The following is a 15051-nucleotide window of genomic DNA, read 5'->3' on the forward strand; positions in this document are numbered from 1 at the left end:
AGACCCGTCCCCCTCCTCAGACCCCGCCAGCCGACACCAACGTCACGACCCGCAACAGCTAGCAGCCCGCCTCACCGCAGCAACGTGACGCCTTCCGGATCCGCCAGCAGCGCGGCGAGGGCGAACCGGCTTTGCCAGGCCCCCGCGGCCCAGGCCAAGGCGCGGGAGAGCCCGTCGGGAGCGCGTTCGGCGTGCACGGCTCCTGCGGAGTCGACCCACCAGTGCACCCGCTGCTCGCCCGCGCGCGTGCTCACCCGCAGGCCGTCGTGCAGCGCGACCGAGCCGGCGGGCACCACGATGCCGAGGAGTTCGCAGGCGGTCGGCACCCGGCCGACTTCCCGCCACGGCTGCACGCGGCCTTCGCCGAGCACCTGCATGGTGCTCTCCTCGGAGGCCAGCGGGAGGTCCAGCAGTTCGGCGAGCGCTTCGGCGTCGAACTGGTCGGTTCCGCCGCCCGCGACGACCAGCGGCGCCTCCAGCACGCCGAGCATCCACGGCTCGTCCAGCACCACCGCTCGCTCGGCGCTGACCACGGCACCGGAGATCGACCGCACGGATTCCGGCGGCTCGGTGAAACCGGCCTCGAGCACTCCGTCCGCGAGCGCGTTCGCCAGTTCCCGGTGCGCGCGCAGCGCGGTGCCCGCGCGGATGGTGCGCTCGGGATCTCCCAGACGTGCCACCAGATCGGCCGCGTCGCCCGGGTCGTCGATGCGGAGTTCGCCGCGCACCCCGGCCAGCCGCAACTGGCGGGAGTCCAGGCCCACGCCGGGAACCGGGTCGTAGATCCCGGCGAGTTCTTCGGATTCCGGCAGCCGCCAGTGCCGCGGCGGCGCGCCGCCGAGCAGCGCGAACCGGGACAGCCACCACGTCGGATGGCTGTGCGGGTCCTGCAGGATGCGCTGCACGTCGGCGGAGCCGGACAGCATCCGGATCGCCGCTGGCCAAGCGTCGTCGGCGACCAGGTCGAGGTCCCGGACCGTGGTGAACCGGGCGGGCGGCCACGCGCCTGCCGAGGCCACTTCCTGCTCGCGCCACCACTGCGCGCTGTCGGCGAACCGCTCGTCGGGTTCCACCGGGTCCTCTTCCACGTGCAGCGCGAAGCCGTCCAGCACCCCGACCGAACGCAGCAGCTCGCGCGGCCAGCGCCCGGCGAACGCCGAATCCAGCACCGACAGCGGCGCGTCCGGCCCGATCTCGTCGGGATCCAGCACGTCGAGCAGCGCGGCATCGGGCAGCAGGAGTTCGTCGGCGCGGCGGAAGTCGCCGTCGCGGTCCGGCAGCGCCAGCGCGGCCAGCCAGTCGTGCGGATGCGAATCGCGCACCAGCCCGAGCACCGATTCGGTCAGCGGCAGCACGTCCGCGCCCGCCTGGGCTTCGGCGACGCTGCCGCGCACCGCCTCGGCCAGCGGGGCGGAGCTGAGCAATTCCGCAGGCCCGGCCCGGTGCGCGCCGAGCTGCTCCAGCAGCGGGTGGGCCGCGTCCGGATGCGCGATGCGCAGCCCCGTTATGTCCAGAGTGGACAGCACGGCGGCGGGGCCGGTGTCCGAGTCGCCTTCGCTGAGCAGCACGTCCCGGACGCCGGTGACGGTGCGGCCGTCGGCCAGCGGGACCGGCAGCGCCGCGAACTCCTCCCGCGCATTGAGGTCGGTGCGCTGTATCGGAGCGAGCGCTTCGTAGAGCCGGTACCACCAGGAGGCGGGGCGTTCCAGCCCGCGAACCGCCTCCACGACGTCGGCCGCACCCAGCCGCGGCACCTCCAGCGTGCTCAGCGCGCGGCGCTGCGAAGCATCGGAGAGCTCGGAGGCGAGCAGGCCGGGCACGACGTCGGAGAGCAGCCGCACCAGTTCCGGCGAGTAGTAGTCCAGCACCACGGCCCCGTGCGGAGCCACCGCGCCACCGGCCCCGCCGGGCAGCCATTCGGTCACCCGCAACCGGTCCAGCACGCCCTGCCGCAGCTTGTCGTCCACATCGGACAGCGGGAAGCCGGGCAGCGGCACCAGTGCGGGGCGGTGCTGCGCGGCGATCTTCAGCACCAGGTCCGGATAGCTCTCCGCGGCGAACGTCAGCACCGAGTCCGTCGCGTGCGCTGCCGCGGCACGGCGCCGGTCGGCCTCCAGCGGCACGCCTGCCAGCAGCCGGGCGGGCAGCGACAGCCGCTCCTCGGTGGGCGTCGGGGCGTGCAGCACGTCCTCGGCCAGCGGGTTCGGCACGTCGTCGGGGTCCAGCGGCACCGCCCAGCAGGCCCACCAGTCCGCGCCGCGCCGGGCTTCCGCGCCGAGACCTTCCAGCGCGGACTCCCCCAGCCGTCCGGAAACGCGGTGCAGCAACCAGCGGTCGATGCTGTGCGGGCTGCGCACGACCACCCGCGAAGCGCCCTCGTCCGCGCGGCGCCAGGACTGCGCGCCGACCCGCACCTCGCGCAGCGCGGGCAGCGCAAGCAGCAGGTCCGAGGCGTGCTCGGCGAACCCGGCCAGCAGCGCATCACCGTCCACATCGGACCGGAGTGGCAGCCGGACCTCGGTGTCGAACCCCTCCGGCGGCTGCTCCTGCGTCGGCCACACCAGCCGCAGCACCGGGACCGAGCCCTCCCGGGCTTCGAGCTCCTCGGCCGGTCCGGGCAGCTGCGCCGCCTCCTGCCTGGTGCGCTGCGCGGAGAAGCCGATCGATCCGGAAACCGACGCCACGCGGGGCTCGTCGGTGATCGCCAGCACGGCGGCGAACCCCACGCCGAACCGGCCGACCGTCGCGCCGTCGCGCTTGGCCGAGGCACGCAGCGAAGCCAGCGCCTCCACACCTGCAGCGCTCAGCGCAGCTCCGGTGTTCGCGATCCGCAGCTCACCGGACTCCAGCCGGACCCAGAGCACACCGTCGGAACCGGCCGCGTCCGCCGCGTTCTGCGCCAGCTCCACCAGCAGCCGGTCGCGGTAACCACCGAGCCGGAGGTCTTCCTCGGCGTTGGCGTCCTCGCGGAACCTCGTCGGGGAAGACTCCCAGGACCCGAGCACGGCCCGCCGCAGCGCGGCCGTGCCGAACACGTCGGGACCGTTCACCCGCGCGACTCGAAGTCCAGCGTGGTGTCGTCGTAGACGACCTCGGCCACCGGCACCGTCGATGAGGTGTCCACCTCGGCCTCGGAATGCGCACCGCAGCCGAACTCCACGTGCACCACGCGGCCGTCGGCGGGCGCGATCTCGTTGCCGCACACGCCGAACGCGGCCTGCAGCGGTCCGGCCAGCGACAGGAAGAACCCGCAGGTCCCGCATGCGCCGGGCGCCATCTTCGCGGTCTCGCTGCCGGGACCGAAATCGCCTGCGAGCCAGCGCTCCGCGGCGGCGAGCCTGCCCTCGTCGCTGAGCACCCGCGTGCGCCCGAGGCCCACCTCGTGCGCGAGGTCCTGCACCGCCTGGTCCCCGCCGGAGAGGTAGCCCGGCGCCAGCCGCGGATCTTCCGGGGAGCTGGGCATCAGGTCACCGGCGCCCAGATCGCCGGGCCGGACCCGGTCGTGCCACGGCACCCATGCCGGAGCGGTCAGCGCGTCCTGGCCGGGCAGCAGCACGACCTCGCTGACCGTGACCGGCTCGTCCGGGGCGGCGAGCGCGACCGTCACGGCCCAGCGCCAGCCCACGTAACCCGGGTAGTTCGACTCGAAGTAGTGCGTGGCGACGCCGTCGCCCTCCGGCTCCACGCCGACGTGCGCGCCGACCGGCGCGTCCTCGGCATCATCCACCGTCAGCACCGGCGAACCGATCGGGCCGGTCGCCGGTGCCGCCTCTTCTTCGGCGGCGGCGCGGGCGGTGTCCACGGCCGCGGCCAGCGCCGGGTCGAGCGGGGCCGGGTCGAGCGGGGCCGGATCGAGCCGGTCCGCCGCTGGCTCGCCGCTCGGCTCCCCGCGGAATCCGAGCGGATCCGGGTCAGTGGTCGGAGCAGGCATAGGCGTCACATGCTCGATTGTGCCGTACGCGCTCGGGGTGCCCGCTGCCCGTGTCAGGCTTTCGGGGTGCGAACCGGAGTTCTCCCCCGCCGCGCTGCGCTGCGCGGCAACCTGGCCGGTGTGATCTTGACGTTGCTGGCGGGCGTTGGCGCGTGCACGGCGCACGTACCAGCGCAGCACGAGGGCCAGCACGAGCGCGAGCAGTCCGATCAAGGCTTGGGGCACGCGGCGAGCGTGCCACACCTGCGAGCGATGGTGACTCGCGTGCTCCCGCACGACCGCTCCTCGTTCACCCAGGGCCTGGAACTGTCCGATGGCACCCTCTACGAGGGCACCGGGCAGCACGGGCGGTCGGCGCTGCGGGCGTTGGACCCGGACACCGGGCGCGTGCTCCGGGAAGAACGACTCCCGTCGGCGCTCTTCGGCGAAGGCATCACCGTCGCCGGTGACCGTATCTGGCAGATCACCTGGCAGGAAGGGGTCGCGCTGGAGCGGGACCGGCAGAGCCTGCGCGAGCTGCGGCGGGTGCGGTATTCCGGCGAGGGCTGGGGGCTGTGCGCGGACGGTTCGCGGCTGGTGATGAGCGACGGCGGCTCGCAGCTGACCTTCCGCGACCCGGCGAGCTTCGCCGAGCTCGGCTCGGTCACCGTGCGCTCCGGCGGGGAGCCGGTCGACGAGCTCAACGAGCTGGAGTGCGTCGGCGGGCAGGTGTTCGCGAACGTCTGGGGCAGCGACGAGATCCTGCGCATCGACCCGGCATCCGGGCAGGTCACCGCGGTTGTGGACGCTTCGGGGCTGTTGCGGGGCCCGGAGCGCGCGGGCACCGACGTGCTCAACGGGATCGCGGCGGTGCCCGGCACCGACGAGTTCCTGCTGACCGGCAAGCTCTGGCCGCACGTCTACCGCGTCCGGTTCGTCCCGGAGTGACACGCGGGTCGGCGCTGTGCGCGGCGGTTTGGGGGACGATGAAGTCGTGGGGTTCAGGCGCGGTGATCAACAGGGCTCGGCGAGCGGTCGACCGGGGTGGGGTGCCGGGCGGCGCGGCAGGCGCGGCCGGGTCTCCGCTGACGGACGGGCATCCGCCGGGCAACGGGTTTCACGGGCAGGCGATCAGGCTCCGCCCTCGCGCCCGGAGGATCGAGCTTCGTCCGCCGAGCAGCAGTCGCGCACAGCGGATCGGGCCGGGCGCACGGAGCGTCGTTATCCCTGGCAGGAGGACCCGGAGTACCGCGCCGAGCCGCACTCGCGGACGTTGCCCCCGCTGCCGGACGACCATCCCGGCGCTGCGGACCAGCAGGATCGCGACGAGTCCGCCGGGGCGGACGCACCGCCCCGGAAGATCACCGTCACGCGGGTGGCGGCCTGGCGCGGCCGCCAGCTGACGCGGCGGCTGATGCGCCTGTTCTTCTCCGCCGCGCACGCGGACGGCGCCGCCGAGTCCGGCCTGGCCAGGTTCACCTACGCGGTGATGGTCAACTACGCAGTGGACGCCGCGATGGCCGTGGCGCTGGCGAACACCCTGTTCTTCTCCGCCGCGACCGCGGAGAGCAAGGACAAGGTGGCGCTGTACCTGCTGATCACGATGGCTCCGTTCGCGGTGATCGCGCCCGTCATCGGCCCCGCGCTGGACCGGCTGCGGCACGGCCGCCGCACCGCGCTGGCCGTCTCGTTCGGCGTGCGGGTGCTGCTCGCGGCGGTGATGGCGCTGAACTTCGACGGCTGGGCGCTGTATCCGGCCGCACTGGGCTGCATGGTGCTGTCGAAGTCGTTCGGCGTGCTCAAGGCCGCCATGACGCCGCGCGTGCTGCCGGACGCGATCAGCCTGACCACGGCGAATTCGCGGCTGACGACCTTCGGCATGGCCGCCGGCGGAGTGGTCGGCGCGATCGCCTCGGGAGTCGCCTGGCTGCTGGGCTCGCAGGGGGCGTTGTGGTTCATGGCCGCGCTGGCCGTCGCCGGGATCTTCGCAGGTCTGCGGATCTCGGACCGGGTGGAGAGCTCGCGCGGCGAAGTACCTGCCGGTAACCGGCGGCGGGCTCCGCTCGGGCGGCACGTGGTCGTCGCGCTGTGGGGCAACGGCGGCATCCGGTTGCTGACCGGCTTCCTCACCTTGTTCGCCGCCTTCGTGATCAAGGAAGGCACTCGGCAGGACCCGTTCTTGCAGCTGGTGCTGCTCGGCGCGGTCGGCGGCGCCGCCGGGCTCGGCGGCTTCGCAGGCAATGCCGCCGGTTCCCGGATGCGGTTCGGCAAGCCGGACCGGTTGATCGTGAGCTGCCTCGGCGCCGCGTTCGCGGTGGCGGTGGTCGCGGCCGTGCTCGCCGGGCTGCCGATGGCCGTGCTGGCCGCGCTCGTCGGAGCCACCGCGAGCGCGCTGGCCAAGGTGTGCCTGGATGCGGTGGTGCAGCGGGACGTCGTCGAGCGGGCGAGGGCTTCGGCGTTCGGCCGTTCCGAAACGGTGCTGCAGCTGAGCTGGGTCTTCGGCGGCGCGCTCGGCGTGCTGCTGCCCGCGGTGTGGTGGATCGGGTTCACGGTGCTCGCAGCGTTGCTTGGTCTGCTCCTGGCGCAGACCGTGCTCGCCGGCCGCGGCGCGGGACTGTTGCCGAGATCGCAGGAACCGGGCCCCGCCGGCCACGTGGCCGGGTCGTAAGCTCGCGGCGTGCAACGAGGACTGAAGGCGCTGCTCACCGCGAGCCCGGTGGTGGCCGCCGCGCTCGCGGGCTGCTCGGCGCCCGCCGACCCGCAGGTCACCTTCTACTCGCACGGCGAGTCCGTCGAGGTCGCGCCCGCCCGCTACTGCGAACCGACCGGCGAAGGCTGCTCCCCGCCCGCGCCGGACCCGGTCGGTGAACTGCGCGTGCCGGAGGGCGCCCCGTTGCAGATCTCGGTGCCGGGCGACGTGTCCGCGACGCCGTGGCAGGTCGTCTACATCTACCGCGACGACAAGGGCCAAGAGGTCGGCGGGCGCGCACCGGTGTTCGGGCCGGACGAGCGGCACTCCTACACGTTGCGGCTGCCGCCGGACGCGGCGCGGCTGGAGCACGTGGAGGTGCAGCAGTACTCGGCGGTGCTCAGCGCCGCGGCAGAGGGCGGCGTGGACTTCGGCATCTCCGGCACGTGGGTCCTCGACACGCGCGGTGCGCCGGCGCCGCCCACGGCTTGAGCACTTGCCGATATCAGGGCGGAATCCGCCCGTTTCCCGGCATCGACTCGACCGGACTACGCCCGGCGGCTCGCTGCATCGGGAAGGGCCGTCGCACCGGGTGGGGGCCGAGCGCCTGAAGTTCCGGCCCACCACCTGCGCACATCACTTCTTGAAAACGTCAGGACCCTTCCGGCCGCGTCTTCGGTAGTGGCCGTGGGGCTGCTTGGTGTCGGCGCCGTCCAGCACGACCACACGCGCTCGGCGGGTGACGTGCTCGGGCGCTGAGGTTGATCGATGGTCAGCGGCGCGCGTCAAGCGTTCTTCTCCGGACTCGCGGCACCGAGCCTGGCCCGGATGGCGTCGACCAGCAGCTCCAGCACGTCGTCGAACGGCGGGATCCAGATGCCGAGCGTCTCCGGTGTGCCCACCGCGGCGGCGAGTTCGTCCGCGGCTTCGGCCGAATTCCCCAGCTTCAACCCGCGCAGGACGACGGCGGTCGTGGCCGCACCGAGGACCTGCTGCGAGATCGCGGTGGCGGCGATCATCTGGTCCTTCTCGACGCCCCCGGACTCGCGCAACGCGGTGACGATCCGGTTGGACAGCGCCATCGCGTTCGGCCCGATCAGCGGTCGCGTCCCCGCGAACCCGGCGACCCAGGGATGGTCGGCGAACGAGGCGTAGTACTGCTTGGCGACCCGGAAGACGACGACGTCCCATGGCACGTCGTCGCCGGGGAGGTTCCCCGCGGCCTCCGAAAGCACGTGGTCCACCGCCAGGTCGATGAGATCTTCCCGGCGCTGCACGTACCAGTACAGGCTCGTCGCGTGCACGCCCAATTCCGCCGCGACCTTCCGCATGGTCAACGCGCTCGCCCCGTCCCGGTCGAGCAGCGCGACGCTGGCGGTAACTATTCGGTCACGACTGAGGGTTGATTCCGAGCGGCGCTGCCGTTGCGGCCGGTGGAAGACGCTGTCCCATTGCTGGTCAGAGGGTGTTTCGGACATGGAACAAGGGTAACCGAGACATACGTTGTAGGAGAATCGACCTACAGTGTATGTTTCTCCACATGATCACCAACGAGCACACGCAACAGCTCCCCGCCGACACCGACAAGCACGCGCAACAGCTCCCCGCGGACACCGTCGACCTGGCCCGCACGAGGACCCTCCCGCCCCGCGGACTCGCCGCGTTCTTCCTGATCGCGTTCGGCTTCTCCTGGAGCCTCTGGTACGCGAGCACCCTGATCTCCGGCGTGAACCCGATGGTCTTCGTCCTCACCGGCAGCTTCGGCCCAGCGCTCGCGTCAGTGGCCGTCACCGCCGCGACGCAGGGCAAGGCCGGAGTGGGCGCCCTGTTCCGGCGGTACTCGCCACGCCGACGACGCTGGTTCCTGCCCTACCTGCTCGCGCTGGCTCCGGGCGTGTTCATCGCGGCGTCCGGGCTGATCCCGCTGCTGCTCCGCGGCGAGCAGATCAACGAAGCCGCATTGCACGCCGCGCTGCTGAGCGCGCCCGCGACCTTCCTGTTCATCGCACTGGCCGGCGGTGGCAACGAGGAACTCGGCTGGCGCGGTTTCGCCCTCCCCCGGCTGCAGTCCGCGCTCCCGCCGTTCGCCTCGAACGTCGTGCTCGGCATCATCTGGGCCGTGTGGCACGCCCCGCTGTGGGAGATCCAGGCAACCTCGCAGGCCGGCACGTCCATGCCGATCTACGTCCTGCTCGTGGTCACCTTCTGCGTCGCCTTCGGCAACATCTACAACTTCTCGCGGGGCGGCCTGCTCACCGTGGTCATCGCCCACGCCGGCGTCAACACCGCCTCCGGACTCAAGGTCGCGGCATTCGGCTCGGAAGGCATGGGCGACGCGGTGATCGCGATGACCGTCCTGTGCCTGATCATGCTGGCCGTCACCAAGGGACGGCTGGGAATGCCCCGCCGGAAGGTTTCCGCGCAGCAGGAGTCCTGATCCGGCAGGTCCCGGCAACCGAGCCCGCACCGGCCGACCACGGCAGCCGCATCCCACGACGGCGGAACCCACGCCGCGATTCCGGAGCCGGCACCGCCAGTCCACGAGAACCAGCAGGCCCACCCGGCCGAACGTCCCGGGTGGGCCTGCTTGCGCTCACGTTCAGCCGTCGAAGGTTGAGCGCTCGGTGACCTCGCGCGAGAAACCCGCTATGCGTGCCGTTGCAGCACTAAGCGCCCGGGTCCAGTTCACGAGCGACGGCGCGCACGACCTTGCCGATCTGCTTGGCTTCCTTGCGGTCCGGGTAGCGGCCGCGGCGCAGGTCCGGCAGTACCTTCGACTCCAGCAGCTTGATCATGTCGTCGACCATGCCGTGCAGTTCGTCCGCGGGGCGGCGGCGCGCCTCGACCACCGACGGCGGCGGGTCCAGCAGCTGCACCCGCAGTGCCTGCGGGCCACGGCGCCCCTGCGCCATGTCGAAGTCCACCCGCTGACCGGACTTCAAGGTCTCGACACCCTCCGGCAGCGCCGAAGAACGGACGTAGACGTCCTCCCCGCCGTCCTGGGTCACGAAGCCGAAGCCCTTGTCCGCGTCGAACCACTTGACCCTGCCGGTCGGCACTGTCCTCACCGTTCCCTGTCGCTGCCCGGCCCGCACTCCTCCGCGAACCGGGCGGGCCGGAAGCGAGCGGGTCTGTCTGCTCGTCACTGCACGTCGCCCGGGTTCCAACCGCGGGCGGTACCGGCCCCGGCACGACGAACGCGCCCCGGTTTCGCCGTGGAGATGCTGGTGCAACAGCAAGGCGTGCCCGGGACGCGCCAGTTTAAGGGTACCTGTCCGAAACAAGACGGCTCCGGGTCTTTCACCTTGCGGTCACCGGCAGGTCGCCGGGTGCGGCGGCATACGCTGGCGGCATGAGTGCTTCGACGTCCCGGCCGGTCGTTCTTCCCGTCGCGGTGGGTTTGTTCGCGCTGGGCGTACTGGCGGTGCTGGTGGTGTTCGGGCTCTACGCGACCGGCCGCACGGACCTGCCGCTGTGGCTGAACCTGGCGACGCTGCTGGCTCCGGCCGGGTTGATCGTCGGCGTCCTCGGCGCGGTGCTGCGCGCCCGGCGTTGACCCCTACGCGGCTTCGGCCAGCACCCGCGGGAATTCGGTGAGGTCGCCGAGCACGACGTCCGCGCCCGCTTCGGCCAGGGCCGCCGCGTCGTATGGGCCGGTGGCGACGCCGACCGCGACGGCTCCGGCGGTTTTCGCGCCGACGATGTCGCCGAGGTGGTCGCCGACGTAGATCCCGGCCCGCTCCGCGAGCAGCGCCTCGCCCTTGGCCGCGGCGAAGACCTCGCCTGCGAGCCGGTCGACGGACCAGTCCAGCGCTTTCAGGTGCAACGCCGCGTTCGGCTCGTACTTCCCGGTGATCACCAGCGTGCGCCCGCCGCGTGCGCGCACGGCCCGCAGCGCTTCGTCCGCGCCGGGCATCGCGCGGGTCGCGGGGACGACGAGGTCCGGATACAGCTCCCGGAACCGGTGCACCAGCCGCTGCACCAGCGGCTCGTCGAAGCCGTAGCCGCGCAGCACGTCCGGCAGCGGCGGGCCGAGGTTCGCGGCGAAGTGCTCGCCGTCCAGCGCTACGCCGAACTCCGCGCGGAGCCGGTCGAACACGTCGATCATGCCGGGTCGCGGGTCGATCAGGGTCAGGTCGAGGTCGAAGCCGACGGTGGTCACGAACGCAGGCTACGCAAGCGAGCGACCGGCTCGGCGCGGAACCGATCGAGCTTGACGCGAAACCGTTTAGTACCGAAAATCGCCCCTGTAATGTGACTCACACATTTCCCCGTGCGAGCTGGAGCAGGCCGATGACGACCACCACGAACGACAGCAAGCACCGCGACGACTTCCACTCCCTGCGGCCGGGCGGCCTGAATTGGGATTCGCTGCCGCTGCGGCTGTTCACCAAGGGCAACGCGAAGTTCTGGAACCCCGCCGAGCTGGACTTCGAGCAGGACGCGCGGGACATGGCCGGGCTCACCGACGAGGAGCGGCGCAGCGTCGCCGGGCTGTGCGCCGAGTTCATCGCGGGCGAGGAAGCCGTCACGCAGGACCTGCAGCCGTTCCTTTCCGCGATGGCCGCCGAAGGCCGGTTCGGCGACGAGATGTACCTGACCCAGTTCATGTACGAGGAAGCCAAGCACACCCAGGCGTTCCGGCTGTGGATGGACGCCGTGGGCCTGACCGAGAACCTCAACGAGTACGTCGAGGACAACCCCGGCTACCGCACGATCTTCTACGAGGTGCTGCCGAGCGTGCTGCACACGCTCGACGCCGACCCGAGCCCGCGCAACCAGATCCGCGCCTCGGTCACCTACAACCACGTCGTGGAGGGCTCGCTGGCGCTGACCGGCTACTACGCCTGGAACAAGATCTGCCGCAGCCGCGGGCTGTTCCCCGGGATGCAGCAGCTGATCGGGCACATCGGCGACGACGAGCGCAGGCACATGGCGTGGGGCACCTTCACCTGCCGCAGGCACGTCGCCGCCGACGAGCGCAACTGGGACGCCGTCGAGGAGATGATGCAGGAGCTGCTGCCGCACGCGATGACGCTGATCGAGTGGCAGCCCGCGGACGCGCCGGAGGTGCGGCCGTTCGAGCTCAAGACCGAGGAGCTCAGCGCCTACGCATCGGACCGCGCCGGTCGGCGGCTCGGGGCGATCTCCTCGGCCCGCGGGGTGTCGCTGGCGAAGATCGACGTGGACGCCTCGCCGGAGCAGCTGGAGGAGCAGTTCGGCGCCGAGGACGCCGCCGAACTCGCCGCCACCTGAGCGGTTTCCCGCGGACCGAACGGATCGCCCGGCCCATTGGGACGAGCGGTCCGTTCACTCGGCCGGCGCGGGCAGGTCCAGCAGGGTCTTGGCCTGCTCGCGCATCTCGACCTTGCGGACCTTGCCGGTGACGGTCATCGGGAAGTCGTCCACGACGTGCACGTAGCGCGGGATCTTGTAGTGCGCGAGCTTGCCGCTGCAGAACTCCCGCAGCGCCTCGGCGGTCAGCTCCGCCGCGCCGTCGCGCAGCCGCACCCACACCATCAGCTCTTCCCCGTACCGCTGGTCCGGAACGCCGATGACCTGCGCGTCCAGGATGTCCGGGTGGGTGTAGAGGAATTCCTCGATCTCCCGCGGGTACACGTTCTCGCCGCCGCGGATGACCATGTCCTTGATCCGCCCGGTGATGCTGACGTATCCGGCCTCGTCCATCACGGCCAGATCGCCGGTGTGCATCCAGCGCGCCCGGTCGATCACTTCGGCGGTCTTGTCGGGCTGCTCCCAGTAGCCGAGCATCACCGAGTAGCCGCGGGTGCACAGCTCGCCCGGCTCGCCGCGCGGCACGGTCAGCCCGGTGACCGGGTCGACGATCTTGACCTCGAGGTGCGGGCCGACGCGGCCGACGGTGGAGACCCGGCGGTCCAGCGAGTCGTCCGCGCGGGTCTGGACGCTGACCGGGCTGGTTTCGGTCATGCCGTAGCAGATGGCCACCTCCGCCATCCCCATCCGCTCGATGACCTGCTTCATCACCTCCGCGGGGCAGGGCGAGCCTGCCATGATCCCGGTGCGCAGCGAACCGAGATCGAAGCTCGCGAAGTCCGGGTGGTCCAGCTCGGCGATGAACATCGTCGGCACCCCGTACAGCGAGGTGCAGCGCTCCGCGGCGACCGCGGACAGGGTGGTGCCGGGATCGAAGCCCTCCGCCGGAATGATCATCGCCGAGCCGTGGCTGGTGCAGGCCAGGTTGCCCATCACCATCCCGAAGCAGTGGTAGAACGGCGGCACGATCGCGACCCGGTCGGCCTCGGTGTAGCCGCACAGCTCACCGACGAAGTAGCCGTTGTTCAGGATGTTGTGGTGCGACAGCGTCGCGCCCTTCGGGAACCCGGTGGTCCCGGAGGTGTACTGGATGTTGATCGGGTCGTCCGCGCTGAGCCCGGCCTGCGCGGCGGCGAGTCCGCCCGGGTCGGCTGCCCGCCCGCGCTCGAACAGCCCGTCCCAGGTGGCGTCGCCGAACAGCACGACCTGTTCGAGCGCCGGGCACTTCGGGCGGGCCTCGGTGATCATCGCTGCGTAGTCGAAGCTTTTGAACCGCTGCGCGGACACCAGCATCCGGATCCCGGCCTGGTCGAGCACGAACTCCAGCTCGTGCAGCCGGTACGCGGGGTTGATGTTGACCAGGATCGCCCCGATCTTGGCGGTGGCGTACTGGGTCAGCGTCCACTCCGCGCGGTTCGGCGACCAGATGCCGACCCGGTCGCCCTTGCCGATGCCGGCCTCCAGCAGGCCGATGGCCAGCGTGTCCACGTCGGTGACGAGTTCCCGGTACGTCCAGCGGCGGCCCCGCTCGTACTCGACCAGCGCATCGCGGTCCGGGAAGCGGGCGGCGATCCGGTCCAGGTTCGCGCCGATCGTCTCGCCGAGCAGCGGGACGTCCGAAATCCCGGAGTCGTAGCTGATCGCGGCATGTCCGGCGGTGTCCACAGTGACCTCCCCAACGCTGGGCGTGACGCAAGGCACTCATGATTACGTCTGTCCCGCAAAAAATCGAGGGCCGGAGTGTCCTCGGTGGACTGCGGCGTCCGCGCGGGACCGATTCAGCGCCGGGTCCGGCTGCTGCACGGGGCGGAGTCGCTGCGATGGCGGCGGAAAATGATCGCGACCGCGGCGGGACCGGCGTCCTACGCTCACCCGCGTGCGCATAGCTGTTGTGGATTCCTTCACCGAGACACCGTTCAGCGGCAATCCGGCAGGCGTGGTGCTGCTGGACGCACCCGCTCCGGACGCCTGGATGCAGTCCGTCGCCGCGGAGATGAAGCACGCCGAGACCGCGTTCGTCGTGCTCGACGGCACCGAACCGAAACCGCTGCGCTGGTTCACCCCCGCCACCGAGGTCGACCTGTGCGGGCACGCGACGCTCGCCAGTGCCCACGTGCTCGGCGGGACCCAGCGGTTCAGCACCCGCAGCGGGGAGCTGACCTGCACCGACGAGGGTGGCGGCTGGATCGGGATGGACTTCCCCGCGAACCCGGCCGACCGGGCCGAGCCGCCCGATGGGCTGATCGCCGCGCTCCCCGGCGTCACGGTCACCGAGACCGCGCCGAGCCGCTCCGACCTGCTCGTGCGGTTGGCGACCGCCGGTGAGGTGCGGGACGTCGCGCCTGACCTGGCCGCGGTGGCGCAGCTGCCGTTCCGCGCCGTCGTGGTCACCGCGCCCGGTGATCGACCGGGGGTGGACTTCGTCAGCCGCTTCTTCGCGCCCGGCGCGGGCATCCCGGAAGATCCCGTGACCGGCTCGGCGCACTGCCTGCTGGCGCCCTACTGGGCAGCCGAGCTGGGACGCGACGGCGAGCTGGTGGGCGAGCAGGCGTCGCCGCGCGGCGGGTTCGTGCGGGCGACGCCACGCGGCGACCGGGTGGCGCTGCGCGGGCGGGCGGTCACCGTGCTGGAAGGCGACCTCCGGGTCTGACTCCCCGGCCCGGTGCCTCGGGGTCGCCCTCCGGGACGACTCGGGGTCACCGCCGGAAGCCCGGCCGCAGCACGCCTGACACGATGGTGATCATGCGCTTGTTGCTGAACGTGGTCTGGTTGATCTTCGGCGGGCTCTGGATGTCGCTCGGCTACCTGCTCGCCGGGCTGATCCTGTGCATCACGATCATCGGGATCCCGTTCGCCATCGCGTCGGTCCGGATGGCCAACTACGCGTTGCTGCCGTTCGGCCGCAGGCTCGTGGACGAACCGGGCGCGGGCGCGATGTCCGGGCTCGGCAACGTGCTCTGGCTGGTGCTGGCCGGTTGGTGGCTCGCGCTCGGGCACTTGCTCACCGGCGTCGCGCTGTGCGTCACGATCATCGGCATCCCGCTGGGCGTCGGGCACTTCAAGCTCATCCCGGTTTCGCTGCTGCCGATGGGCAAGCAGATCGTCGACTCCGACGACCCGCGCGCCCTCCCGGGCCGCTGACCCCGGTCGCACCAGG

The 15051-nt window shown here is 71.7% G+C and carries 14 protein-coding genes; 8 read left to right on the forward strand and 6 right to left on the reverse strand.

The genetic code is table 11. The features are described 5' to 3' along the window. Positions 1 to 71: 71 nt before the first annotated feature. On the reverse strand, positions 72 to 3050 hold the full coding sequence (locus V1457_RS05285) for a sacsin N-terminal ATP-binding-like domain-containing protein (protein ID WP_338600940.1): 2979 nt from the start codon (positions 3048 to 3050) through the stop codon (positions 72 to 74). Then, positions 3047 to 4156, reverse strand: coding sequence for a DUF3027 domain-containing protein (locus V1457_RS05290; RefSeq protein ID WP_338600943.1), 1110 nt, complete (start codon positions 4154 to 4156; stop codon positions 3047 to 3049). Before V1457_RS05290 ends, V1457_RS05285 begins: the two co-directional genes overlap by 4 nt. On the opposite strand from V1457_RS05290, the gene V1457_RS05295 reads away from it, so the two are divergent. From V1457_RS05295 to V1457_RS05305, 3 genes are all read left to right on the forward strand, one after another. Next, on the forward strand, positions 4052 to 4858 hold the full coding sequence (locus V1457_RS05295; RefSeq protein WP_374220909.1) for a glutaminyl-peptide cyclotransferase: 807 nt from the start codon (positions 4052 to 4054) through the stop codon (positions 4856 to 4858). The two genes, V1457_RS05290 and V1457_RS05295, sit on opposite strands and share 105 nt — an antisense overlap. A 325-nt stretch (positions 4859 to 5183) precedes the next feature. After that, positions 5184 to 6578 (forward strand): MFS transporter, encoded by a 1395-nt coding sequence (locus V1457_RS05300; protein WP_407074748.1) that lies wholly within the window; start codon positions 5184 to 5186, stop codon positions 6576 to 6578. Positions 6579 to 6587: 9 nt separating this feature from the next. Further along, positions 6588 to 7091, forward strand: coding sequence for a DUF2771 family protein (locus V1457_RS05305; protein ID WP_200068395.1), 504 nt, complete (start codon positions 6588 to 6590; stop codon positions 7089 to 7091). A 293-nt stretch (positions 7092 to 7384) separates the two neighbouring features. On the opposite strand, the gene V1457_RS05310 is transcribed toward V1457_RS05305, so the two are convergent. Beyond that, positions 7385 to 8077: a TetR/AcrR family transcriptional regulator gene (locus V1457_RS05310; RefSeq protein WP_200068394.1), complete on the reverse strand. Its 693-nt coding sequence runs from the start codon at positions 8075 to 8077 to the stop codon at positions 7385 to 7387. A 62-nt stretch (positions 8078 to 8139) separates the two neighbouring features. Here V1457_RS05310 and V1457_RS05315 point away from each other — a divergent pair, with 62 nt between their 5' ends. Next, positions 8140 to 9036: a type II CAAX endopeptidase family protein gene (locus V1457_RS05315; RefSeq protein ID WP_338600957.1), complete on the forward strand. Its 897-nt coding sequence runs from the start codon at positions 8140 to 8142 to the stop codon at positions 9034 to 9036. A gap of 229 nt (positions 9037 to 9265) precedes the next feature. Here the strand turns inward: V1457_RS05315 and V1457_RS05320 are convergent, their stop codons facing one another. Further along, the gene (locus V1457_RS05320; RefSeq protein ID WP_200068704.1) at positions 9266 to 9658 is read right to left on the reverse strand and encodes a cold-shock protein; all 393 of its coding nucleotides are present in this window, start codon (positions 9656 to 9658) and stop codon (positions 9266 to 9268) included. Positions 9659 to 9951: 293 nt separating this feature from the next. Here V1457_RS05320 and V1457_RS05325 point away from each other — a divergent pair, with 293 nt between their 5' ends. Next, on the forward strand, positions 9952 to 10155 hold the full coding sequence (locus V1457_RS05325; protein WP_200068392.1) for a hypothetical protein: 204 nt from the start codon (positions 9952 to 9954) through the stop codon (positions 10153 to 10155). 3 nt (positions 10156 to 10158) lie between these two features. Here V1457_RS05325 and V1457_RS05330 read toward each other — a convergent pair whose 3' ends face one another. Further along, a complete protein-coding gene (locus tag V1457_RS05330) occupies positions 10159 to 10761 on the reverse strand; it encodes an HAD family hydrolase (RefSeq protein ID WP_200068391.1) in 603 nt (200 codons plus the stop codon). A gap of 131 nt (positions 10762 to 10892) precedes the next feature. Here V1457_RS05330 and V1457_RS05335 point away from each other — a divergent pair, with 131 nt between their 5' ends. Then, positions 10893 to 11855, forward strand: a complete 963-nt coding sequence (locus V1457_RS05335; protein ID WP_200068390.1) for a R2-like ligand-binding oxidase — start codon at positions 10893 to 10895, stop codon at positions 11853 to 11855. A 54-nt stretch (positions 11856 to 11909) separates the two neighbouring features. On the opposite strand, the gene V1457_RS05340 is transcribed toward V1457_RS05335, so the two are convergent. Continuing rightward, positions 11910 to 13559: an AMP-binding protein gene (locus V1457_RS05340; protein WP_338600963.1), complete on the reverse strand. Its 1650-nt coding sequence runs from the start codon at positions 13557 to 13559 to the stop codon at positions 11910 to 11912. Between the two features lie 211 nt (positions 13560 to 13770). Here V1457_RS05340 and V1457_RS05345 point away from each other — a divergent pair, with 211 nt between their 5' ends. Further along, positions 13771 to 14544, forward strand: coding sequence for a PhzF family phenazine biosynthesis protein (locus V1457_RS05345; protein ID WP_200068388.1), 774 nt, complete (start codon positions 13771 to 13773; stop codon positions 14542 to 14544). A 92-nt stretch (positions 14545 to 14636) separates the two neighbouring features. After that, the gene (locus V1457_RS05350; protein WP_200068387.1) at positions 14637 to 15035 is read left to right on the forward strand and encodes a YccF domain-containing protein; all 399 of its coding nucleotides are present in this window, start codon (positions 14637 to 14639) and stop codon (positions 15033 to 15035) included. Positions 15036 to 15051 lie beyond the last annotated feature (16 nt).

Origin of the sequence: Saccharopolyspora sp. SCSIO 74807 (assembly GCF_037023755.1) — a bacterium.
Lineage (GTDB): Bacteria > Actinomycetota > Actinomycetes > Mycobacteriales > Pseudonocardiaceae > Saccharopolyspora_C > Saccharopolyspora_C galaxeae.

Excerpts from the sequence above, each read along its gene's own strand:
- V1457_RS05335 (WP_200068390.1), top strand. The coding sequence starts at position 10,893 with ATGACGACCACCACGAACGACAGCAAGCACCGCGACGACTTCCACTCC.
- V1457_RS05315 (WP_338600957.1), top strand. The coding sequence starts at position 8,140 with ATGATCACCAACGAGCACACGCAACAGCTCCCCGCCGACACCGACAAG.
- V1457_RS05310 (WP_200068394.1), bottom strand. The coding sequence starts at position 8,077 with ATGTCCGAAACACCCTCTGACCAGCAATGGGACAGCGTCTTCCACCGG.
- V1457_RS05325 (WP_200068392.1), top strand. The coding sequence starts at position 9,952 with ATGAGTGCTTCGACGTCCCGGCCGGTCGTTCTTCCCGTCGCGGTGGGT.
- V1457_RS05350 (WP_200068387.1), top strand. The coding sequence starts at position 14,637 with ATGCGCTTGTTGCTGAACGTGGTCTGGTTGATCTTCGGCGGGCTCTGG.